The sequence below is a fragment of the Rhizobium sp. LARHSG275 genome (assembly GCF_052871115.1).
Genome location: NZ_JBIXJN010000020.1, coordinates 1 through 20988, shown reverse-complemented (window position 1 = coordinate 20988; position 20988 = coordinate 1). Strand labels below are relative to the sequence as shown.

The window sequence follows — 20988 nt, the reverse complement described above, 5'->3', positions numbered from 1 at the left end:
AACCGGCAATGTAACTGTGAAGGGTATTTCATGTTGAGCACCAACAAACTTGCCGTTCTGGCGTTTGCAACTTTCGTTGCGCTCCAGGCCCCGGCCTATGCCGATGACGCCGTCATCGCCACGGTCGGCGCCCTGGAGATCCACCAGTCGGAACTCGACCTCGCCGTCGCCAATCTCGACCCCCAGCTGGCACAGCTTCCCGATGACCAGAAGAAGGTCGCAGCCCTTTCCGCCGCCATCGACGTGAAGCTGCTCGCCGCCGACGCTGCGACCGAGAAGCTCGATCAGACCGACGAATTCAAGAAGCGCATGCAGTATCTCACCGATCGCGAGCTGCACAATGCCTATTTCAAGAAGCATGTCGTCGACATCGTAACGCCTGACGAAGTCAAGGCCCGTTACGACAAGGAAGTCGCCGCCCTGCCGAAGCAGGAGGAAGTCCACGCCCGTCATATCCTCGTCAAGACCGAGGACGAAGCCAAGGACATCATCAAGCAGCTCGACGCCGGCAAGGATTTCGCCGAACTCGCCAAGGAGAAATCCACCGATCCGAACAAGTCGGAAGGCGGCGACCTCGGTTATTTCTCGCGCGGCCGCATGGTCAAGGAATTCGAAGACGCAGCCTTCGTGCTTGAGAAAGGCACATATTCAAAGACGCCTGTTAAGACCGATTTCGGCTTTCACGTCATCAAGGTCGAAGATAAGCGCGATGCGCCGCCGCCGCCCTTCGATCAGGTGCAGGATCAGGTTCGTCAGCTCGTCATGCGCGACAAGTATCTTGCGCTTCTGAACCAGGCGAAGGCCTCGTCCAAGATCGAGATCACGGACGAGACGCTGCGCAAGGGTTACGACCAAGCCAACAAGCAGCCGGAGCCGGGCAGCGAGCCCGTCGCGCCGGCGCCGCAGCAGTAATAATAATCGCCTAGGGCCCGGTTCTTCCGGGCCCTTCACTATCGTGGTTGTCGCATTTCCGGACGGCGAACCGGTTTCCATTTCGCCTGGAAATGCTCATTGGCAGGTCTCATCATGTCCGGTTCCGTCTCTCCGCTCGCTCCGAAATCCTTCGTCTCGATGCCACCGCTGCGCGGCGTGCGCATGGCGACGGCTTCCGCCGGCATCAAGTACAAGAACCGTACCGACGTGCTGATGATGGTCTTCGACAGGCCGGCGACCGTCGCGGGCGTTTTTACCCGCTCCAAGTGCCCGTCGGCGCCGGTCGATTTCTGCCGGGCCAACCTCCCCCACGGCAGCGCCCGCGCCGTCGTCGTCAACTCAGGCAATGCCAATGCTTTCACCGGCCTGAAGGGCCGCCAGGCGACCGCGCTGACGGCGAAGTCGGCTGCCGCTGCCGTCGGCTGTGCCGAGAACGAGGTCTATCTGGCCTCGACCGGCGTCATTGGCGAACCGCTCGATGCCACCAAATTCTCAGGCGTTCTGGAACGGATGCAGGTCGAAGCGACCGGCGATTTCTGGTTCGAGGCGGCCAAGGCGATCATGACGACCGACACCTATCCGAAGGTTTCGACCCGCAGCGCCGAGATCGGCGGCGTGGCGGTGACGATCAATGGCATCGCCAAGGGCGCCGGCATGATCGCGCCTGATATGGCGACGATGCTCTCCTTCGTCGTCACCGATGCCGACATCGCGCCTGCCGCGCTGCAGGCGCTGCTGTCCGACGGCGTCGGCCCGACCTTCAATTCCATGACCGTCGACAGCGACACCTCCACCTCCGACACACTGATGCTGTTTGCAACGGGTGCCGCAGCCGAGGACGGCCAGGCCCGCATCGACCGCGCCGACGATCCGCGCCTTGCCGCCTTCCGAGCCGCACTCAATGAAGTGCTGAAGGATCTGTCGCTGCAGGTGGTGCGGGACGGCGAGGGCGCCACCAAGATGCTCGAAATCACCGTGACGGGCGCAGAGAGCGATGCCGCCGCCAAGCGTATCGGGCTGTCGATCGCCAATTCGCCGCTGGTCAAGACGGCCGCCGCCGGCGAGGACGCCAATTGGGGCCGTATCGTCATGGCCGTCGGCAAGTCCGGCGAGATGGCAGACCGCGACCGGCTTGCCATCTGGTTCGGCGACATCAGGGTTGCCGTCAATGGCGAGCGTGATCCCGATTATTCCGAGGAGGCGGCCTCGAACGTCATGAAGGCGCAGGATATCCCCGTCAAAGTCGATATCGGGCTCGGCGCCGGCACGGCAACGGTCTGGACCTGCGACCTCACCAAGGAATATGTTGCGATCAATGGCGACTATCGGAGCTGATCGTTCATTGGCGCAGGCATCCATTTCCCTACACAATCTGCCGCTGGTGCGCAGGCTGGAGGCCGTCGGCTTCCGCGCCTGGCCGGCGGCATCCGTGCAATATGACGGCAGCTGGCAGGTGCGGCTGACGGCCGGTCACCCGTCCAACCGGCTGAATTCGATCGTGCCGCTCGATCCTTCGGATCATCGCGACGTCGAAATCCGCCTCGAAAAAGCGCGCCGGAAGTTCGAGGCCTATGGACGCGCTGCCGTGGTCCGCCAGACGCCGCTTGCCTCGCCGATGCTGATCGAACTTCTGCGCACGCAGAACTGGACGTGCTTCGATGAGACGGTGGTGATGACCTGCGACCTTGCCGAGGCGGAGCTGCCGGATACGCTCGATCACCTGCCGACCCATGACGTCGGCCGGTTCGTCGACGCCAATCTTGCCGTCGACCAGGCGCCACTGAGGCTGAAGCCGGCGCTTGCCGAGATCATTTCGGCGATCAAGCCGCCATCCGGCCTGTTCATGATCGAGAATGCGACGGACGGTCCGCTTGCGACCGTTCTCTGCGTCCAGGACAATGACCTTGCCGGCATCATGTCGCTTTCGGTCTCCGAGACGCGGCGGCGCGAGGGGCTTGGCACCGAAATCCTGACCTCGGCGCTACGCTGGGCGCGCATGCGCAGCGCCCGTTCGGCCTGGCTGCAGGTGAAGCTGTCCAACCGCCCGGCTATCGCACTCTATGAGCGCCTCGGTTTTCGCGACGCCTATCATTATTGCTATTGGCAAAAGGAGCCGCGATGAGCGAGGCAGGCCGGAAGATATTGCTGGTCGCCGCCTGTGCGCTGATCGATGCCGATGGGCGTATCCTGTTGGCGCAGCGTCCCGAGGGAAAGTCGCTTGCCGGGCTCTGGGAGTTTCCCGGCGGCAAGGTCGAGCCCGGCGAGACGCCGGAGGAAACGCTCGTGCGCGAGCTCGAGGAAGAGCTCGGCATCATCACCAAGATCGCCTGCCTTGCGCCGCTTACCTTTGCCAGCCATTCTTACGAGACCTTCCATCTTTTGATGCCGCTTTATATCTGCCGGCGCCATGAGGGCATTCCCCGGGGCCGGGAGGGCCAGGCGCTGAAATGGGTGCGTCCGCAGGCGCTGCGCGATTACCCGATGCCGCCGGCCGACGAGCCGCTCATCCCGATGTTGCAGGATTTACTTTAGCGTTATCTGATTATTATTGTGCCACACCGTTTTCGGCTGTGGATATTAATGGATCGTTTAGCACCTTCTGCCAAAGATCGGCCTCAATCAAGCATCTGGCGTGCGTGTATTAAAAGGCTTGACGTCATGGACGATGATTTCTGGAAAGCTGTCCGGGAAAAGGAACGGGCTTCGTCTGCCTCGCGCAGGACGGGTGCGCTGAATATCGCCCTTCTGTTCGGCACGGCGGTGGTCGCGCTGACGCTCATTCTGACGCCGATGCTTGCGGATTCCTCGAAGAAAAGCGTTTTTGCCAGCGCGCCGGCGGACTTCGATACGATCACGACGGGATCAATCCCGAAGAGTGAAAGCGGCAAGCGTTACACCATCCGCCGCAGCGTTCTTCAGGAGACGCCCGGGTCGGTCTGCGTCGTCCAGGGCTATGGCGTCGGCGGTTGCTGAAGAATGCCGGCCGTCCCCGATAATCGTGGAATTGGTCGTTTGCAGTCGGTTTCGCTCAGAGGGTCGCGTAATAATGCGTATTTTGAAAGCATTTCTTGCGGATAACAGAGGTGCGACGGCAATCGAGTATGGCTTGATCGCCGCCCTCATTTGTGGCGCGCTCATCTCCGGTCTCGGAGCCTTCACCGGCGCCTTGCAAGGCGTCTTCAACGTGATCGGCAACAATCTGCCCGCGAATTGAAGACGCCGGCCGCTACTGCTTGAGCTTGTACTCGTCTACCTTCAGTGCATCGGCAAGGCGCGCCTTGGCCGAACCTGGCCTGAGCGGCTTTTGCTGGCTCTCGTGGGCAGACCATCCCGAGACATAGATGATCGAGAAGGTGGCGCGGATACGTCCATCGGGATCGGAATAACGTTCGGCGTAGATCTCCGCTGCGCGCAGGAAGAAGGCGCGCGTCAGGGGCATCCGGGCGCGGGCTGCAAGTGGATTGCTCATGCCCATCGCTCTCAGATCCCGCATCAGCGGAAAGAGCGAATCATATCGCACCGTATAGTTCTCAGCGTCGATCACCGGCAACGTGAAGCCGGCGCGCTGCATGAGGCTGCCGACATCGCGCACGTCGGCGAAGGGAATGACACGCGGGCTTGCGCCACCCGTCATCTCGACCTCGGCGGCCAGCAGCACGTCGCGCAATTCCTGCAACGTGCCGGCGCCGGGGATCGCGGCCAGGAACAGGCCGTCCGGTTTCAGGGCACGGCGGATCTGGATGAAGACACCCGGCGTATCGTTGGTCAGATGCAGGCTGAGCGGCGCAAGGATAAGATTGGCCGATTGCGGTTCGAGCGGCACATCCTCCAGCGGCGCCTCGATCAAGGTTTCGCCCGGTCCGGCATAGACCTTCTCGCTTTCGATGCGGATCATCGTGCCGATTTTGCCCGTCTCTAGCGCGGCACGGGCGGCAGCACCGGTTGCGCCATGCAGTTCGACGGCGGTCTCGAAAGTCCGCTCGACCACCGTAAGCCTCTCGGCCATTTCCTCAGCGGCAATGTCGAGCAGGAAGGCGGCTTTCGGGTCGTTGTTTACAAGCGCGCGATGGCGATGTGCGGCGATCAGGGCTCTGTCGAAGATCGTTTCCATGGCGATGTCCTTAGTCCCGCGCCGCCTTTGCGGCAAGACGATTTTCCTTTCGTGGAGAACGCGCTAGTCTCTCGGGCATGGGGCCAATCGAATTGAAAAGACCGGCAGAATTCTTGCGGACGCATCTCTTGCGGCCGTTTTCGGCGCTTGCCGATTTCTTTTATCCGCCCGCCTGTTCCGTCTGCGGTATTTCGACCGGCGGCCATCGCGGGCTCTGTGCGAAATGTTGGTCTGGTATCCGCTTCATCGAACGGCCTTATTGCGAGGTGCTCGGCATTCCCTTCTCGCACGATCTCGGCGCCGGGATCCTCAGCGCCGAGGCGATCGCCAACCCGCCGCCCTTCGACCGGCTACGGTCGGCTGCGACCCACGATCATGCGGTCCGTGATCTCGTCCATGGGCTGAAATATCGAGATCGCACCGATCTGGCGCCGATGATGGCCGCCTGGATGCTGCGGGCCTCCGATGGGACGGTCGAAAGCTGCGATGCGCTGATCCCAGTGCCGCTGCATCGCACCCGTATGCTGGCGCGCAAGTTCAACCAGGCAGCAGAGCTTGCCCGCCACATGGCAAAGCTCTCGGGCAAGCCGCTGCTTGCCGCCACGCTTATTCGCGTCAAGCGCACCAGCCAGCAGGTCGGCCTTGGCGCCAAGGCGCGCGAGGACAATGTCAGGGGCGCTTTCGCGATCGCCAAGGGTTGCGAAAACGACATTTTCGGCAAGCGCATCGTGCTTATCGACGACGTCTATACAACAGGGGCGACGGTCGCTGCGGCAAGCCGGACACTGCGCAAGGCGGGTGCGGCTGAGATCACGGTTTTGACCTTTGCAAGGGCTCTCTCCGAGCCTATATGACAGAAATACCCGGCGTCGGTCTGGAGAGATTATGGTACCCGTCACCATCTATACACGGCAGTTTTGCGGCTATTGCAGCCGCGCCAAGTCCCTTCTCGAAGAAAAGGGCGTCGAATATGTCGAGCACGACGCGACCTTTTCGCCGGATCTTCGCCGGGAGATGATCGGCAAGTCGAACGGGCGTACGACCTTTCCGCAGATATTCATCGGCATCGAACATGTCGGCGGTTGCGACGATCTCTTTGCACTCGATCGGGCCGGCAGGCTCGATCCGATGCTGGCAGCTTGAGGAAGAGCCGATGAGCTTCAAGGCCGCCGCCGTCCAGATGTGCTCCGGGGTCGATCCGGTGAGGAATGCCGCGGCCATGGCGCAGCTGGTGCGCGAGGCCGCTGGCCAGGGCGCGACTTATGTACAGACGCCCGAGATGACCGGAATGCTGCAGCGCGACCGTACGGCGGCACGCGCCGTGCTTGCCGACGAGGCGCATGACATCATCGTCAAGACCGGCTCTGAGCTCGCTGCGGAATTCGGCATCCACATGCATGTCGGTTCGACGGCGATCGCCCTTGCCGACGGCAAGATCGCCAATCGCGGTTTCCTGTTCGGTCCCGACGGCAGGATTCTCAATCGCTACGACAAGATCCATATGTTCGACGTCGACCTCGACAATGGCGAGAGCTGGCGTGAAAGTGCTGCTTATACAGCCGGCTCGGAGGCCCGCGTCCTGTCGCTGCCCTTTGCGGAAATGGGCTTCGCGATCTGCTACGACGTGCGTTTCCCTGCACTCTTCCGCGCCCAGGCCATGGCCGGCGCTGAAGTGATGACGGTTCCCGCCGCCTTCACCAAGCAGACCGGCGAGGCGCATTGGGAGATCCTGCTCAGGGCACGCGCGATCGAGAACGGGGTCTTCGTCATCGCCGCTGCACAGGCCGGCCGGCACGAGGACGGGCGCGAGACTTTCGGCCATTCGATGATCATTGATCCCTGGGGCACGGTGCTGGCGTCGGCCGGCGCCGCCGGCGAGGCGGTCATCGTCGCCGAGATCGATCCCGGCGCGGTCAAGGCTGCGCATGACAAGATCCCGAACCTGAAGAATGGGCGGGAATTCTCGGTTGAGAGGATTGCAGGGGCAATCGCCGGAGGCGTCGCCGCTTGATCCGCTATTCCCTCACTTGTGACAATGCCCATGAATTCGAAGGCTGGTTTTCGGAAAGCGCCGATTTCGACCGTCAGGTCGAAGCCGGTTTCCTGACCTGCCCGGTCTGTCATTCCGCCGCCATTTCCAAGCTGTTGATGGCGCCTTCGGTGTCGACTGCGCGCGGGAAGGACGAGAGGCAGACGCTGGCGATGGATGCCATGCGCCGCGAGGCCCTGCAAAAACTCAAGGAGGCCGTTGCGGCGGTCAAGGCCAATTCAGAGGACGTCGGCACGCAGTTTCCCGAGGAAGCCCGCAAGATCCATTATGGCGAGGCGGATGCCCGCGGCATCATCGGCCAGGCGACGGTCGACGAGGCGCAGGCGCTCCTGGAAGAGGGCATTGAGATCGCGGCCATTCCGGTTTTGCCGGAGGACGTGAACTGACATCCAGTCCGGGCGTCTGGCCGCCTACAATTTCGGCCTGCATCTCGTTCTGCTGAAAGTGCAGCCGGCTTATTGACGGCGGGAATTATGCCGGCCGCTTCGCCAGCAGCATATAATTGACGTCCATATCCTTGGACAGGTTCCACTGGTTCGACAGCGGATTGAAGAAGACGCCGGTCCGGTCGGTGATCTCAAGGCCGCTTGCCGCCAGCGGCTTTTCCAGTTCTTCCGGGCGCACCAGCTTTTCATACTGATGGGTGCCGCGCGGCAGCCAGCGCAGAATGTTCTCGGCGGCGAAGATGGCAAGCGCTGCCGCCTTCATCGTGCGGTTGATGGTGGCAACGAAGATCAGGCCGCCGGGGCGGACCATTTTCGCGCAGGTGGTCATGAAGAATTCGACATCGGCGACGTGCTCGACAACTTCCATGTTCAAGACGATATCGAAGGTCTCGCCAGCATCCGCAAGCTCCTCGGCGGTGACGGCGCGATAGTCGACCGAAACGCCGGAGGCTGCGGCATGGGTGGAGGCGATGCCGATATTCTTCTCGGACGGATCGGCGCCGACGACGGAGGCGCCCATGCGAGCGACAGGTTCGGACAACAGGCCGCCGCCGCATCCGATATCGAGCACACGCAGACCCTCGAGCGGGCGCGGGCTTTTCGGATCATGGCCGAAATTCTGGCAGACCTTGTCTCTTATATAGGCGAGCCGGACGGGATTGAATTTGTGCAGTGGTTTGAACTTGCCGGTCGGGCTCCACCATTCCGCCGCCATCGCCGAAAAGCGGTCCACCTCGCCCTGGTCAATCGTGCTTCTGGCGGTTTCCGTCATCGTCCACTCCTTCATTCGTGACATGTGAAGTCGGACGATCGGGGGCATAAGTCAAGGGCGCGGATCAGGGGATTGGCGAGCGCGGATCCGCTCGCCAATAGCTTTTATCGCGTGCGCTTGCCTCCCCCCGCCAAACTCGCTATGAGACGCCGCAACTTGGGGCCTTTGGGGACCTGGGCTTTAGAGCGGTTCCGGAAGTTGGGAATCCGGCTCTTGGGCCTAGCGGTTTGCCCCAGAGCTTTCGTGATGCCGGGTCCGGTTTTCCGATTTCCCGGCGCCAGTCGTGGTAGAGGCATATGGCACGCATCGTAATGAAATTCGGCGGCACATCCGTCGCTGACCTGGACCGCATCAAGAACGTTGCCCGCCACGTAAAACGCGAAGTCGATGCCGGGCACGAGGTGGCGGTGGTCGTCTCGGCCATGTCCGGCAAGACCAACGAACTGGTCGGCTGGGTCCAGGGCACGCCGAAGGTGATCGGCGCCAATTCTCCATTTTACGATGCGCGGGAATATGATGCGGTGGTCGCATCCGGCGAGCAGGTGACCTCCGGGCTGCTGGCCATTGCATTGCAGGCGATGGATATCAATGCCCGTTCTTGGCAGGGATGGCAGATCCCGATCCGCACCGACAACGCGCATGGCGCGGCACGGATCATGGAGATCGACGGCTCCGACATCGTCAAGCGGATGGGCGAGGGGCAGGTCGCCGTCATCTCCGGCTTCCAGGGGTTGGGACCCGACAACCGTATCGCGACGCTGGGGCGCGGCGGATCGGATACCTCGGCCGTCGCAATCGCGGCAGCTGTCAAGGCGGACCGCTGCGATATCTATACTGATGTCGACGGCGTCTACACGACCGACCCGCGCATCGTGCCGAAGGCGCGCAGGCTGAAGAAGATCGCCTTCGAGGAAATGCTGGAAATGGCCTCGCTCGGCGCCAAGGTACTGCAGGTGCGCTCGGTCGAGCTTGCCATGGTACACAAGGTGCGCACCTTCGTGCGCTCGTCATTCGAAGATCCCGATGCTCCGGGCATGGGCGATCTGTTGAACCCGCCCGGAACGCTGATTTGTGACGAGGATGAAATCGTGGAACAGGAAGTAGTCACCGGCATCGCCTATGCCAAGGATGAGGCTCAGATCTCGCTACGCCGTCTTGCCGACCGGCCGGGCGTTTCCGCGGCGATCTTCGGGCCGCTCGCCGAATCCCATATCAATGTCGACATGATCGTCCAGAATATTTCCGAGGACGGATCGAAGACCGACATGACCTTCACAGTACCATCAGGCGACGTCGAGAAGGCGATCAAGGTGCTCGGCGACCATAAGGAGAAGATCGGCTACGATGTCGTGCAAAACGAATCGGGGCTGGTGAAAGTATCGGTCATCGGCATCGGCATGCGCAGCCATGCGGGCGTTGCTGCTACCGCATTTCGTGCACTTGCCGAAAAAGGCATCAACATCAAGGCGATCACCACCTCCGAGATCAAGATTTCCATCCTGATCGACGGTCCCTATGCAGAACTCGCTGTCAGGACTTTGCATTCCTGCTACGGTCTGGATAAGAATTGATTCCCAGCGGGCGCCCTGCCCCTTCAGGTTGAGGAGACGAGGGCCGGCCCGCCGGGACTGAGTGCGTTGTTTCGGGAGCTTGAGACGCCATGAGAGACCTTTCCGGCGGTCCGCGCGTGCTGCTCAGGCGGTTGCGCGAGTTAATGGCGGAGCCGCTGGAGCCGCAGGAGCGGCTTGACCGGATCGTCCGCCAGATCGCCGGCAACATGGTGGCGGAGGTTTGCTCCGTCTATGTGCTGCGCGCCGACGGCGTCCTCGAACTCTATGCGACAGAAGGCCTCAACCGTGAGGCCGTGCACTTGGCGCAACTGAAGATGGGGCAAGGCCTTGTCGGCACCATCGCGGCCTCAGCCCAGCCGCTCAACCTTTCCGACGCGCAGTCGCACCCTGCCTTCCGCTACCTGCCGGAAACGGGCGAAGAAATCTACCATTCCTTCCTCGGCGTGCCGATCCTCAGGACGGGGCGCTCGCTCGGCGTTCTCGTCGTGCAGAACAAGGCGAGCCGCAACTATCGCGAGGAAGAGGTTGAAGCGCTCGAGACGACGGCGATGGTGCTTGCAGAGATGATCGCCACCGGCGAGCTCAAGAAGATCACCAAGCCGGGCCTCGAACTCGACCTGACGCGTTCGGTGACGGTGGATGGCGATACTTATAATGACGGCATCGGCCTCGGTTACGTTGTGCTGCACGAGCCGCGCATCGTCGTCACCAACCTGCTGAACGAGGATGCCGAGAAGGAAATCCGGCGGCTGGCCGAAGCCATGGGCTCGCTCAGGATTTCGATCGACGACATGCTGTCGCGTCGCGACGTCTCGATGGAGGGCGAACACCGCGAGGTGCTCGAAACCTATCGCATGTTTGCGCATGACCAGGGCTGGGTGCGCAAGCTCGAGGAGGCGATCCGCAACGGCCTGACGGCGGAAGCGGCGGTCGAGAAAGTGCAGAGCGACACCAAGGCGCGAATGATGCGGTTGACCGACCCATATCTGCGCGAACGCATGCATGATTTCGAGGATCTGGCGAACCGTCTGCTCAGACAGTTGACCGGTTATACCGGCCGGACGACCGCCGAAGGTTTCCCCAGCGACGCAATCATCCTGGCGCGCGCGATGGGAGCAGCCGAACTGCTCGATTATCCGCGTTCTAATGTCCGTGGACTGGTGCTGGAAGAAGGGGCGGTGACGAGCCACGTGGTGATCGTCGCCCGCGCCATGGGCATTCCGGTCATCGGCCAGGCAGCGGGCGTGGTGGCGCTCGCCGAGAACGGCGATGCCGTGATCATCGACGCCGACGAGGGACATGTGCATCTGCGGCCGATGGCCGATCACCGGCGCTCCTACGAGGAAAAGGTCCGCTTCCGCGCCAGGCGGCAGGAGCAGTTCCGGGCGCTGCGCGCCGTCGAGCCGGTGACCAAGGATGGGCAGCGGATCGCGCTGATGATGAATGCCGGCCTGCTGGTCGACCTGCCGCAGCTTTCGGAATCAGGCGCCGAGGGCATCGGCCTGTTCCGGACCGAACTGCAGTTCATGATCGCCTCCACCATGCCGAAGGCGGAGGAGCAGGAGCAGTTCTACCGCAATGTGATAAAGCAGGCGGCAGGTCGCACCGTCACCTTCCGTACGCTCGATATCGGCGGCGACAAGGTGGTGCCGTATTTCCGCGGCCATGAGGAAGAAAATCCGGCACTCGGCTGGCGCGCCATCCGGTTGTCGCTCGACCGGCCGGGACTGTTGCGCACCCAGTTGCGCGCCCTGCTGAAGGCATCGGCCGACACCGAGCTGAAGCTGATGGTGCCGATGGTGACCGAGGTTTCCGAGCTGAGGATGGTGCGCGAGTTGTTGCAGAAGGAAGTGCAGCATCTCTCGCGTTTTGGCCACGGGCTGCCGCGCAAGCTGCAATTCGGAGCAATGCTGGAGGTGCCTGCACTGCTTTGGCAGCTCGACGAACTGATGGAGGCGGTCGATTTCGTCTCGGTGGGTTCGAACGATCTCTTCCAGTTCTCCATGGCGGTCGATCGCGGCAATGCGCGGGTCTCGGACCGCTTTGATCCGCTCGGCAAGCCGTTCTTGCGCATCCTGCGCGATATCGTGCGCGGGGCGGACCGGAACAAGACACCGGTGACGCTCTGCGGCGAGCTCGCCAGCAAACCGATCTCGGCGATGGCGCTACTCGGCATTGGTTTCCGCTCGATCTCGATGTCGCCGGCCTCGATCGGTCCGGTGAAGGCGATGCTGCTCGGGCTCGATGTCGGGGCACTGACGAAGGCGATGGACGAGGTGCTGGACGATCACCACGCCTTGATGCCGATGCGCGAGGTGCTTGCCCGCTTCGCCGAGAGCCACAATATTCCCCTTTAGACAGAGATTAAGAAGAATCGGAGTGAAGGGTGGCGAAGCTTCCCGTTGAAAAGATGCGCGAGCTGGAACGCCGTTTCGGCGAAATCGAGGCGCGCATGTCGGCTGGCCCGGCTGCCGATGTCTATGTGAAGCTCGCATCCGAATATTCGGAGCTGCAGCCAGTCGTGACGAAGATCCGCGCCTATGAGAAGGCCGTCGCCGAGCTTGCCGACCTCGAAACGCTGCTCGAGGACAGGTCGGTCGACCGCGAGATGCGCGACCTGGCCGAACTCGAGCTGCCAGAGGTGAAAGAGCAGATCGAGGCGCTCGAGCAGGAGATGCAGATCCTGCTTCTGCCGAAGGACGCGGCCGACGAAAAGAGCGCGATCCTCGAAATCCGCGCCGGTACGGGCGGCTCGGAAGCGGCCCTTTTCGCCGGCGATCTCTTTCGCATGTACGAGCGCTTTGCGGCGGAAAAGGGCTGGAAGGTGGAGGTGCTCTCGGCGAGCGAGGGCGAAGCCGGCGGCTATAAGGAAATCATCGCGACGATCACCGGCAAGGGTGTCTTCGCCAAGCTGAAATTCGAATCCGGCGTGCATCGCGTGCAGCGTGTGCCGGAAACCGAGGCGGGCGGGCGCATCCATACGTCGGCCGCAACGGTTGCGGTGCTGCCGGAGGCCGAGGAAATCGACATCGAGATCCGGGCTGAGGATATCCGCATCGACACGATGCGCTCTTCGGGTGCGGGCGGCCAGCACGTCAATACGACGGACTCGGCGGTGCGCATTACCCACCTGCCGAGCGGCATCGTCGTCACCAGCTCGGAAAAATCGCAACACCAAAATCGCGCCAAGGCTATGCAGGTACTGCGCTCCAGGCTTTACGATGCCGAGCGGCAGAGGGCCGACAGCGAGCGTTCTGCCGATCGCAAGAGCCAGGTCGGCTCGGGCGACCGCTCGGAACGTATCCGCACCTATAATTTCCCGCAGGGACGGGTAACGGACCATCGCATCAACCTAACGCTCTATAAGCTCGACCGGATGATGGAAGGCGAGATCGAGGAGGTCGTCGACGCGCTGATGGCCGATTACCAGGCCAGCCAGCTGGCGCAGCTCGGCGAGCAACAATGAGCTCGACGGTCGCCGATATGCTTGCCGATGCGCGCCGCCGCTTCACCGAAGCAGGTATCGTCGATGCGGCGACCGATGCGCGGCTGCTTGTCGCGGGCCTTCTGAAACTGTCGCCGACCGAGCTGTTGACGCGATCGGCCGAGAGGCTTTCTGCCGAGCAGGCAGAAGTGATTTTCAGAGCGCTGGAGCGGCGGCTTGGTCATGAGCCGGTGCATCGCATTCTCGGCGAACGGGAATTCTATGGTCTGCCGCTTCGGCTCTCGGCCGAAACGCTGGAACCGCGGCCGGATACGGAAATTCTGGTCGATACGGTTCTCGTCTACCTCAAAGATCTTGCAAAGGCGCAACGCCGTCTCCATATCCTTGACATGGGAACCGGGACCGGGGCGATATGCCTTGCGCTTTTGAGCGAATGTCCTGATGCGTCAGGTGTCGGCAGCGACATATCGGCGAATGCACTTTTAACGGCAAGATCGAATGCAGAAAGAAACGGGTTGCAGGATCGTTTTGAGGCCGTACAGTCGAATTGGTTCGAGGACATCCAGGGATCCTTTCACGCGATTGTCTCAAATCCGCCCTATATTGCTTCCAATGTCATTCACGATCTCGCTCCCGAAGTGACCAAATTTGATCCGGCTGCGGCTCTGGATGGCGGCCCGGATGGGCTTGACGCTTACGAAGCCATAGCTAAGGATGCGGCAAGGTTCATCAGGCCCGATGGGGTCGTCGGACTGGAGATCGGCTACGATCAGCGAAACGACGTGACGGCGATCTTTGAAGCGAAAGGCTTCAGGTGCCTCAAATCCGTGAAAGATTATGGTCAGAACGACAGGGTGCTCGTGTTCGCGCTCGCGTGAAAGACGATAATGCGGCATTGGACGAGACATTATTGTTATTGCGAAGAAAAGGCTTGGATTTCCCGGTGAAGCAATATAGGTTGCGGTCACGTGTTGGGCAGATGGGAATGAACGAGATTCGTTCGGTACTTGGTTTGCCTCGGGGGTCCGCTCTTTTAAACGAGAGTTTCAACGGTTTGAACACGACCCAATGCGTGAATCAGTCAAACTGACTTGAGAACCAAGCGGCAGGTCGGCGCAAAGGCGCAGTATGCTCGCGGCACAAAGGTCCTGACCCGGTTTTCCGGTCATGGCGGTTGGTGCCATGTATCCATCACAAACAGAGAATTCAGGTGAACGATCGATGAGGCCAGGACAGCAGAACAAGCGCGGTCGAGGGCGTGGTAACAATAATAACGGCGGCGGTGGCGGCGGTGGAAATAACAATAACAACAATTTCAACCGCAAGGGCGGCAACCCGCTAACCCGGACCTATGACAGTTCCGGCCCCGATGTGAAGATTCGCGGTACTGCGCAGCATATCGCCGAAAAATACGCACAGCTCGCCCGCGACGCCCAAAGCTCCGGCGACCGCGTGATTGCCGAGAACTATCTCCAGCACGCCGAACATTATAATCGTATCATTGCCAGTGCCCAGGCGCAGATGCAGGAACGCTTCCAGCGCGACGACCGCGGCGAGTACAATGATCGCGACGGTGCGGACCGCGACGGCGACGATATGGACAACAATGAGAATGACAATGACGGCGACGATGTCGTTATTGTCCAGCCGCCGCAGAGCAGGCCGCACCAGCCGCAGCAGAGCAGACAACATCAGCCGCAGGCACAGCCGAAGCCGGTAGCCGCTCAGGCGCCTGCACCGGCACCCCAATCGGAGATCAACGATGGAACCGGCCCGCAGCCGGAGATCGAAGGCATTCCGGCCGAAGTCGCGATGGACGAGGAAGGTGCCGGCGGCCAGCCGCGCGAACGCCAGCCCCGCCGCCGCAGCACCGGCAGCCGTGCCCGTCGCCCGCGTCGCGGCGCTGAGGGCGAAGAAGCAGCCGCTGAAGGCGAGGGTGCCTCTGCCGAGGCGCCAGTGCTGGCTGACGTCGCATCGGAATGAGGATTTCGCTTTCCCTTCAGGGGAGAACGTGACGCTCATGCCATCAGCTCGAATTGCCTTGAAAATCCCCGGCCTTGTGCCGGGGATTTTCATTTTACGGGCTCTTTAAACTTGCAGAACAGGCTACCATATTCTCCTCGAACTGCTTCGCCCGAATCCATTACGGGTCAAGCGCGGCCTGCCTTTTCAGGGGGTCGATCTCAATCATCGGTCTGCGCCTCGTCAGGGCAGGGCGATCCATGGAGGTAGAATATGAATATCGAGAAATATTCGGAGCGGGTGCGTGGTTTCATCCAGTCCGCCCAGACCTATGCGCTGGCGCAAGGTCACCAGCAATTCACACCCGAACATGTGCTGAAGGTCCTGCTCGACGATGATCAGGGCATGGCGGCGTCGCTGATCGAACGCGCCGGCGGCGATGCCAAGGCCGCCCGCCTAGCCAATGACGCGGCTCTCGCCAAGTTGCCGAAGATCTCCGGCGGCAACGGCAACATCTATCTGGCACAGCCGCTCGCCAAGGTGCTTTCGACCGCCGAAGAAGCGGCGAAGAAGGCCGGCGACAGCTTCGTTACCGTCGAGCGCCTGCTGCAGGCGCTGGCGATCGAATCCTCTGCCTCGACCTTTTCGACGCTGAAGAATGCCGGCGTGACGGCCCAGGGCCTCAACCAGGTCATCAACGATATCCGCAAAGGCCGGACGGCCGATTCCTCCAATGCCGAGCAGGGTTTTGACTCGCTGAAGAAGTTCGCACGCGATCTCACCGCCGAGGCCCGCGAGGGCAAGCTCGACCCGGTGATCGGCCGCGACGACGAAATCCGCCGCACCATCCAGGTGCTTTCGCGCCGCACCAAGAACAATCCTGTCCTGATCGGCGAACCCGGCGTCGGTAAGACGGCGATCGTCGAGGGCCTGGCGCTACGCATCGTCAACGGTGACGTGCCGGAATCGCTCAAGGATAAGAAGCTGATGGCGCTCGACATGGGCGCGCTGATCGCCGGTGCGAAATACCGCGGCGAATTCGAGGAACGGCTGAAGGCCGTGCTCAATGAAGTCCAGGCGGAAAGTGGCGAGATCATCCTGTTCATCGATGAGATGCATACGCTGGTCGGCGCCGGCAAGGCGGATGGGGCGATGGATGCCTCCAACCTCCTGAAGCCCGCTCTTGCCCGCGGTGAGCTGCATTGCGTCGGCGCCACCACGCTCGACGAGTATCGCAAACATGTCGAGAAGGATCCGGCCCTGGCCCGCCGTTTCCAGCCCGTCGTCGTTGATGAACCGACGGTCGAAGACACGATCTCGATCTTGCGCGGCCTGAAGGAAAAATACGAGCAGCATCACAAAGTGCGCATCGCCGATGCGGCGCTGGTGGCCGCGGCGACACTTTCCAACCGCTATATCACCGACCGTTTCCTGCCCGACAAGGCCATCGACCTGATGGACGAGGCGGCGGCGCGGTTGCGCATGCAGGTGGATTCCAAACCGGAAGAACTCGACGAACTCGATCGCCGGATCATGCAGCTGAAGATCGAGCGCGAAGCGCTGAAAAAGGAAACGGACGTCGCGTCCGCCGACCGTCTGAAGCGGCTGGAAACCGAAGTGACCGATCTTGAGGAACAGGCCGATGCGCTAACGGCTCGCTGGCAGGCGGAAAAGCAGAAACTCGGCCTAGCCGCCGATCTCAAGAGGCAGCTCGACGATGCCCGCAACGAACTGGCGATCGCCCAGCGCAAAGGTGAATTCCAGCGTGCCGGCGAGCTGACCTACGGCGTCATTCCGGATCTCGAAAAGCAGCTCGTCGATGCCGAGAAGCAGGATGGCGACCGAGGCGCGATGGTGCAGGAGGTGGTGAGCCCGGACAATATCGCCCATGTCGTTTCGCGCTGGACCGGTATTCCGGTCGACAGGATGCTGGAGGGCGAGCGCGACAAGCTGCTTCGGATGGAAGATGAGCTGGCGAAATCGGTGATCGGTCAAGGCGATGCGGTTCAGGCCGTGTCACGCGCCGTCCGCCGCGCCCGTGCCGGCCTGCAGGATCCGAACCGGCCGATCGGCTCGTTCATTTTCCTCGGCCCGACCGGGGTTGGCAAGACGGAGCTCACCAAGGCACTCGCCCGCTTCCTCTTCGACGACGAAACGGCGATGGTGCGCATGGATATGTCGGAATATATGGAGAAGCACTCCGTTGCCCGGCTGATCGGTGCGCCTCCGGGCTATGTCGGTTATGACGAAGGCGGAGCGCTGACGGAAGCCGTGCGCCGCAGGCCCTATCAGGTCGTGCTGTTCGACGAGATCGAAAAGGCGCATCCCGACGTCTTCAACATCCTGCTGCAGGTGCTGGACGACGGACGCCTGACGGACGGCCAAGGCCGGACGGTCGATTTCCGCAACACGATGATCATCATGACCTCGAACCTCGGCGCCGAATATCTGACGCAGCTGAGGGACGGCGACGACAGTGACACGGTTCGCGAGCAGGTGATGGAGGTCGTGCGCGGGCATTTCCGGCCGGAATTCCTGAACCGCATCGACGAGATCATTCTGTTCCATCGCCTGAAGCGCGAGGAGATGGGCGCGATCGTCGATATCCAGCTGAAGCGGCTGGTGGCTCTGCTGTCCGAGCGCAAGATCGTCATCGATCTCGACGAGGAAGCCCGCCATTGGCTGGCGAACAAGGGTTACGATCCGGTCTATGGCGCAAGGCCGCTGAAGCGGGTGATCCAGAAGTTCGTGCAGGATCCGCTGGCCGAGCAGATCCTGTCCGGCCAGGTGCCGGACGGATCGACTGTCACGGTGACGAGCGGTTCGGACCGGCTGCAGTTCAGGACGAGACAGACGGTGAGCGAAGCGGCGTAAGCCGGTTTGCCGGATGAATGAGAAATGGCGGCTTCGGCCGCCATTTTCGTTGGGTGGTCGAGATGCTACTTGCTCGCCACCTGGTCCGGAGTCTGGTTGTTCAGCAGCGTATCGATGCGTTTGCGCTCGTCTTCGAATTTCGCCAGTGCCTCGCCCTGCAGCGATTTGCCGCCCGGCAGGCGGATGCGCAGCGGATCGACCTTGGTGCCGTTGACGATCAGCTCGTAATGCAGGTGCGGGCCGGTGGATTCGCCCGTCGTGCCGACCCAGCCGATCACCTGGCCCTGGCGGATCTTGGCGCCTGGGACGACTCCTTTGGCAATGGCGCTCTGGTGATTGTAGGAGGATTCATAGCCGTTGGCATGGCGCACGATCGTCTGGTTGCCATAACCGCCGGAATCCCAGCCGGCTTTTTCGACCGTGCCGTTGCCGGCGGCGATGATCGCCGTGCCGCGCGGTGCTGCCCAATCGACGCCGGTGTGCATGCGGGCAAAACCGAGGATCGGGTGGCGGCGCATGCCGAAGCCCGATTTGAAGATGCCGTTCGGCACCGGGTTGCGCAGCAGGAACTGGCGGATACTCTTGCCGTTCTCGTCGAAATAATCGACCGTGCCGTCCTCGGGGTCCTGGAAGCGGTAGAAGCGCGTCTGCGTGTCGCCGAAACGGGCGTTGACGTAGAGCAGCTCGGAATCCTCGGTCGCCTGGCCGCCGCTGTCGGCGACGGAGAAGAAGGCCTCGAGACTGTCGGTGGGCCTCAGCTGCGCCTGGAAATCGACATTGCTGGCGAGCAGCTTGATGATCAGCGCCGTCATATCCTTGGTCATGCCGTAGGAAAGGGAAGCACGATAGATGCCGTCATAGACACGCGGCAGGTTCTGGCCGGGGGGCGGCGCAAAGGAATTATCATCGAAGGCGGTGGCGATGGCATCCAGCATCGGCGGCTCGCTGCCAGGCACGTATCTGCCCTTGTCGTCGACGGCCACGGTGACGAGATGGCGCGTGCCGCGGTAGACGCTGGCCCGGATGATCTTTGCCTGCTCGCCTTTCTGAATGATGCCGATGCGCAGCACGTCGCCCTTGTCGAGATCACCAGAACCCAGTTGCTGCGCGATATAGCCGGCAATGCCATCGGCATATTGCTGCGGATAGCCTGAATCCGTCAGCGCCTTGGCGATGGGCGTGTCGACGCGCACGGGCAGGACGTCGTCGGCGAATTCTTCGGTCTGCGGCGTGATCGATTCCGATGCGGAGACCGTCATGTTCTGTTCGAGCACGCGGGCGGACAGACCGGCGGTCAGATCGACGTCGGCGTCCTCGTTGGAGAAGCGACGCGGATCGACGTAATAAAGGGCTGCGAGCTGCGTGTTGCCGTCAGTCAGCACCGAGCCGTTGGAACGCACGTTCTCTTCAACCTCCTCGAGCGACAGGCCAGACGCCATCTGCACGCTGGTCTTGCCGGTCGGGAAGGGGATGGTCTTCAGGCTGACTTCGGATTCGACGTCGGAGCCGTAAAGCGCGCCAGTGCGGCTTTGCGGCGAGGGCTGAGGCTCGTCGGCGGAAAAGATCGCCAGGGGATCGAAGTCGGGATAGTCCTCCGTCGCCACATGGTTGGCGGCCAGCGTCATCTTCACATGTGCGAAGGGCTGGCGGCGCACGACTTCCTTTTCGCCGTCGTGGACGACGGTTGAGACTTCCATGATGGCACGGTCGGACGGCTTTGCGGCGATGGCGGGCGCGATCAGCCGGCCACCGCGGACCACTGTCGTATCCTCATGCGCGTCCGCCGCAACACTTGCATAGGCCTCGGCGGGGATCGCCAATTGCTGGCGGCCATCAAGGGCGGCAAAAAGGGCGACACCCATCAGGACGGAGGATGTAATGCCGGTGAGGAACGTGCCCGAGAGCCAGCGCAAGGAAACTTCGCGCCGGTCGGGCGCGCGTCTGCCGTCGGCCAGAAGCGGAGGCTCGTTGCCCAACGAGCGGATCATCATTTTCTCCGTCATCATGGCAGTCGGGTCCGCGTCCTTACATCAGGCGTCTGTGGGAGCATGTATCGGCCATCCTGGCTGGGCGAAAGATGTGCATATTTTAGGCATGGAAGTCAAATCACCCAGGAAAAGGCAGTCTGCCTGCATTTGCCTGTGTGAATCATGTGTCTCTTAAGACCAGCAGATTGTGATGATGTCGGGGCGCAGGAGACAAAAGAGGAGTTCTTTCCACGAAAAGTCGAAAGACGTTCATCTTTCCTGGCCGTGTGAGGCCTGTTCGGAATCCGGGAAATGACAAGATGTGAGTGTCACCCGAATTTTAGGCTGAAAAACAATGGCTTGAAAGAAAAATCAATTTTTTCGAAAAGCGCTGTTGACTGTTCTAATGGGTTAGTTCTATAAGCCCACTCACTGAACGAGGGCGGCGGCGCTGCTGGCGACGAAGTCTTTCGTTCTAAAGAAACTCAAGCGGATTGGCGGGTTGCTGGTTTGTGTTCTGGGCGCGAGTTTGGAGCGGGTTTTGTCGACGGCCTTTGGTGTCGTCTGTTATTTGACAATTGAATATAGAGAAGAAAGAGAAACGTGGGCGGCGGAGCTTGCGGGGTCTGAAGAGATTTGGATCCTTTGAAAGAGACTTTGACGGTCACGTTTATCAAGAGAAGTTACACTGGTTTTCGGATATGGGTTTCGGCTTATGTCCTGGAAAACAGGTGTGAAGTTCTCGTCGATTCAAAGAACGTGATTTAGTCGAGATTGAATTCTCAACATGAGAGTTTGATCCTGGCTCAGAACGAACGCTGGCGGCAGGCTTAACACATGCAAGTCGAGCGCCCCGC

19 protein-coding genes and 1 rRNA gene are annotated in these 20988 nt (G+C 61.4%); 17 read left to right on the top strand and 3 right to left on the bottom strand.

Translation table 11 applies throughout. The features are described 5' to 3' along the window. Positions 1-30 precede the first annotated feature (30 nt). The 6 genes from ACIPSK_RS24790 (at position 31) to ACIPSK_RS24765 (ending at position 4147) form a co-directional block, all read left to right on the top strand. Positions 31-912, top strand: coding sequence for a peptidylprolyl isomerase (locus ACIPSK_RS24790; RefSeq protein WP_162116769.1), 882 nt, complete (start codon positions 31-33; stop codon positions 910-912). Positions 913-1026: 114 nt separating this feature from the next. Then, entirely contained in the window at positions 1027-2268 is a 1242-nt protein-coding gene (gene argJ / locus ACIPSK_RS24785; protein ID WP_162116920.1) for a bifunctional glutamate N-acetyltransferase/amino-acid acetyltransferase ArgJ, read from the top strand. Next, a complete protein-coding gene (locus tag ACIPSK_RS24780; protein WP_162116768.1) occupies positions 2249-3055 on the top strand; it encodes a GNAT family N-acetyltransferase in 807 nt (268 codons plus the stop codon). The genes argJ and ACIPSK_RS24780 overlap by 20 nt, the downstream gene beginning before the upstream one ends. Beyond that, a complete protein-coding gene (gene mutT / locus ACIPSK_RS24775) occupies positions 3052-3465 on the top strand; it encodes an 8-oxo-dGTP diphosphatase MutT (protein ID WP_162116767.1) in 414 nt (137 codons plus the stop codon). The genes ACIPSK_RS24780 and mutT overlap by 4 nt, the downstream gene beginning before the upstream one ends. A gap of 126 nt (positions 3466-3591) precedes the next feature. Further along, positions 3592-3906, top strand: a complete 315-nt coding sequence (locus ACIPSK_RS24770; RefSeq protein ID WP_017966386.1) for a hypothetical protein — start codon at positions 3592-3594, stop codon at positions 3904-3906. A 73-nt stretch (positions 3907-3979) separates the two neighbouring features. Continuing rightward, on the top strand, positions 3980-4147 hold the full coding sequence (locus tag ACIPSK_RS24765) for a Flp family type IVb pilin (protein ID WP_017966387.1): 168 nt from the start codon (positions 3980-3982) through the stop codon (positions 4145-4147). 12 nt (positions 4148-4159) lie between these two features. Here the strand turns inward: ACIPSK_RS24765 and ACIPSK_RS24760 are convergent, their stop codons facing one another. Continuing rightward, positions 4160-5044: a methyltransferase domain-containing protein gene (locus tag ACIPSK_RS24760; RefSeq protein WP_446532977.1), complete on the bottom strand. Its 885-nt coding sequence runs from the start codon at positions 5042-5044 to the stop codon at positions 4160-4162. 77 nt (positions 5045-5121) lie between these two features. Here ACIPSK_RS24760 and ACIPSK_RS24755 point away from each other — a divergent pair, with 77 nt between their 5' ends. From ACIPSK_RS24755 to ACIPSK_RS24740, 4 genes are read left to right on the top strand one after another with little or no spacing between them, the layout of a single operon-like run. Continuing rightward, complete coding sequence (locus tag ACIPSK_RS24755) at positions 5122-5898, top strand: ComF family protein (RefSeq protein ID WP_162116765.1); 777 nt, start codon at positions 5122-5124, stop codon at positions 5896-5898. 31 nt (positions 5899-5929) lie between these two features. Beyond that, a complete protein-coding gene (gene grxC / locus ACIPSK_RS24750) occupies positions 5930-6187 on the top strand; it encodes a glutaredoxin 3 (RefSeq protein WP_017966390.1) in 258 nt (85 codons plus the stop codon). Between the two features lie 10 nt (positions 6188-6197). Next, positions 6198-7055 carry a carbon-nitrogen hydrolase family protein gene (locus ACIPSK_RS24745; RefSeq protein ID WP_162116764.1) on the top strand — a complete coding sequence of 286 codons (858 nt, stop codon included), beginning with the start codon at positions 6198-6200 and terminating at the stop codon, positions 7053-7055. Continuing rightward, positions 7052-7480, top strand: a complete 429-nt coding sequence (locus ACIPSK_RS24740; protein WP_162116763.1) for a DUF1178 family protein — start codon at positions 7052-7054, stop codon at positions 7478-7480. The genes ACIPSK_RS24745 and ACIPSK_RS24740 overlap by 4 nt, the downstream gene beginning before the upstream one ends. Positions 7481-7565: 85 nt before the next feature. Here ACIPSK_RS24740 and ubiG read toward each other — a convergent pair whose 3' ends face one another. After that, positions 7566-8312 carry a bifunctional 2-polyprenyl-6-hydroxyphenol methylase/3-demethylubiquinol 3-O-methyltransferase UbiG gene (gene ubiG / locus ACIPSK_RS24735; protein WP_162116762.1) on the bottom strand — a complete coding sequence of 249 codons (747 nt, stop codon included), beginning with the start codon at positions 8310-8312 and terminating at the stop codon, positions 7566-7568. Positions 8313-8608: 296 nt separating this feature from the next. Between ubiG and ACIPSK_RS24730 the strand changes: the two genes are divergently transcribed. The 6 genes from ACIPSK_RS24730 (at position 8609) to clpB (ending at position 18164) form a co-directional block, all read left to right on the top strand. Then, positions 8609-9883 carry an aspartate kinase gene (locus ACIPSK_RS24730; RefSeq protein WP_011653679.1) on the top strand — a complete coding sequence of 425 codons (1275 nt, stop codon included), beginning with the start codon at positions 8609-8611 and terminating at the stop codon, positions 9881-9883. A gap of 89 nt (positions 9884-9972) precedes the next feature. Next, the gene (gene ptsP / locus ACIPSK_RS24725) at positions 9973-12240 is read left to right on the top strand and encodes a phosphoenolpyruvate--protein phosphotransferase (RefSeq protein ID WP_162116761.1); all 2268 of its coding nucleotides are present in this window, start codon (positions 9973-9975) and stop codon (positions 12238-12240) included. 29 nt (positions 12241-12269) lie between these two features. Next, positions 12270-13349: a peptide chain release factor 1 gene (prfA, locus tag ACIPSK_RS24720; protein ID WP_162116760.1), complete on the top strand. Its 1080-nt coding sequence runs from the start codon at positions 12270-12272 to the stop codon at positions 13347-13349. Then, complete coding sequence (gene prmC, locus ACIPSK_RS24715) at positions 13346-14206, top strand: peptide chain release factor N(5)-glutamine methyltransferase (RefSeq protein ID WP_162116759.1); 861 nt, start codon at positions 13346-13348, stop codon at positions 14204-14206. The genes prfA and prmC overlap by 4 nt, the downstream gene beginning before the upstream one ends. Before the next feature lie 343 nt (positions 14207-14549). Then, a complete protein-coding gene (locus ACIPSK_RS24710) occupies positions 14550-15311 on the top strand; it encodes a DUF4167 domain-containing protein (protein WP_162116758.1) in 762 nt (253 codons plus the stop codon). Between the two features lie 252 nt (positions 15312-15563). Continuing rightward, the gene (gene clpB / locus ACIPSK_RS24705) at positions 15564-18164 is read left to right on the top strand and encodes an ATP-dependent chaperone ClpB (RefSeq protein ID WP_017966398.1); all 2601 of its coding nucleotides are present in this window, start codon (positions 15564-15566) and stop codon (positions 18162-18164) included. 65 nt (positions 18165-18229) lie between these two features. On the opposite strand, the gene ACIPSK_RS24700 is transcribed toward clpB, so the two are convergent. Next, positions 18230-20170 carry a M23 family metallopeptidase gene (locus tag ACIPSK_RS24700; RefSeq protein ID WP_017966399.1) on the bottom strand — a complete coding sequence of 647 codons (1941 nt, stop codon included), beginning with the start codon at positions 20168-20170 and terminating at the stop codon, positions 18230-18232. A gap of 744 nt (positions 20171-20914) precedes the next feature. Between ACIPSK_RS24700 and ACIPSK_RS24695 the strand changes: the two genes are divergently transcribed. Then, a 16S ribosomal RNA gene (locus ACIPSK_RS24695) occupies positions 20915-20988 on the top strand; the annotation flags it as partial.

What these genes read in the sequence shown, in the direction of transcription:
- ACIPSK_RS24790 (WP_162116769.1), top strand. Translation starts at nt 31, where the DNA reads ATGTTGAGCACCAACAAACTTGCCGTTCTGGCGTTTGCAACTTTCGTT.
- argJ (WP_162116920.1), top strand. Translation starts at nt 1,027, where the DNA reads ATGTCCGGTTCCGTCTCTCCGCTCGCTCCGAAATCCTTCGTCTCGATG.
- ACIPSK_RS24780 (WP_162116768.1), top strand. Translation starts at nt 2,249, where the DNA reads ATGGCGACTATCGGAGCTGATCGTTCATTGGCGCAGGCATCCATTTCC.
- mutT (WP_162116767.1), top strand. Translation starts at nt 3,052, where the DNA reads ATGAGCGAGGCAGGCCGGAAGATATTGCTGGTCGCCGCCTGTGCGCTG.
- ACIPSK_RS24770 (WP_017966386.1), top strand. Translation starts at nt 3,592, where the DNA reads ATGGACGATGATTTCTGGAAAGCTGTCCGGGAAAAGGAACGGGCTTCG.
- ACIPSK_RS24765 (WP_017966387.1), top strand. Translation starts at nt 3,980, where the DNA reads ATGCGTATTTTGAAAGCATTTCTTGCGGATAACAGAGGTGCGACGGCA.
- ACIPSK_RS24760 (WP_446532977.1), bottom strand. Translation starts at nt 5,044, where the DNA reads ATGGAAACGATCTTCGACAGAGCCCTGATCGCCGCACATCGCCATCGC.
- ACIPSK_RS24755 (WP_162116765.1), top strand. Translation starts at nt 5,122, where the DNA reads ATGGGGCCAATCGAATTGAAAAGACCGGCAGAATTCTTGCGGACGCAT.
- grxC (WP_017966390.1), top strand. Translation starts at nt 5,930, where the DNA reads ATGGTACCCGTCACCATCTATACACGGCAGTTTTGCGGCTATTGCAGC.
- ACIPSK_RS24745 (WP_162116764.1), top strand. Translation starts at nt 6,198, where the DNA reads ATGAGCTTCAAGGCCGCCGCCGTCCAGATGTGCTCCGGGGTCGATCCG.
- ubiG (WP_162116762.1), bottom strand. Translation starts at nt 8,312, where the DNA reads ATGACGGAAACCGCCAGAAGCACGATTGACCAGGGCGAGGTGGACCGC.
- ACIPSK_RS24730 (WP_011653679.1), top strand. Translation starts at nt 8,609, where the DNA reads ATGGCACGCATCGTAATGAAATTCGGCGGCACATCCGTCGCTGACCTG.
- ptsP (WP_162116761.1), top strand. Translation starts at nt 9,973, where the DNA reads ATGAGAGACCTTTCCGGCGGTCCGCGCGTGCTGCTCAGGCGGTTGCGC.
- prmC (WP_162116759.1), top strand. Translation starts at nt 13,346, where the DNA reads ATGAGCTCGACGGTCGCCGATATGCTTGCCGATGCGCGCCGCCGCTTC.
- ACIPSK_RS24710 (WP_162116758.1), top strand. Translation starts at nt 14,550, where the DNA reads ATGAGGCCAGGACAGCAGAACAAGCGCGGTCGAGGGCGTGGTAACAAT.
- clpB (WP_017966398.1), top strand. Translation starts at nt 15,564, where the DNA reads ATGAATATCGAGAAATATTCGGAGCGGGTGCGTGGTTTCATCCAGTCC.
- ACIPSK_RS24700 (WP_017966399.1), bottom strand. Translation starts at nt 20,170, where the DNA reads ATGATGACGGAGAAAATGATGATCCGCTCGTTGGGCAACGAGCCTCCG.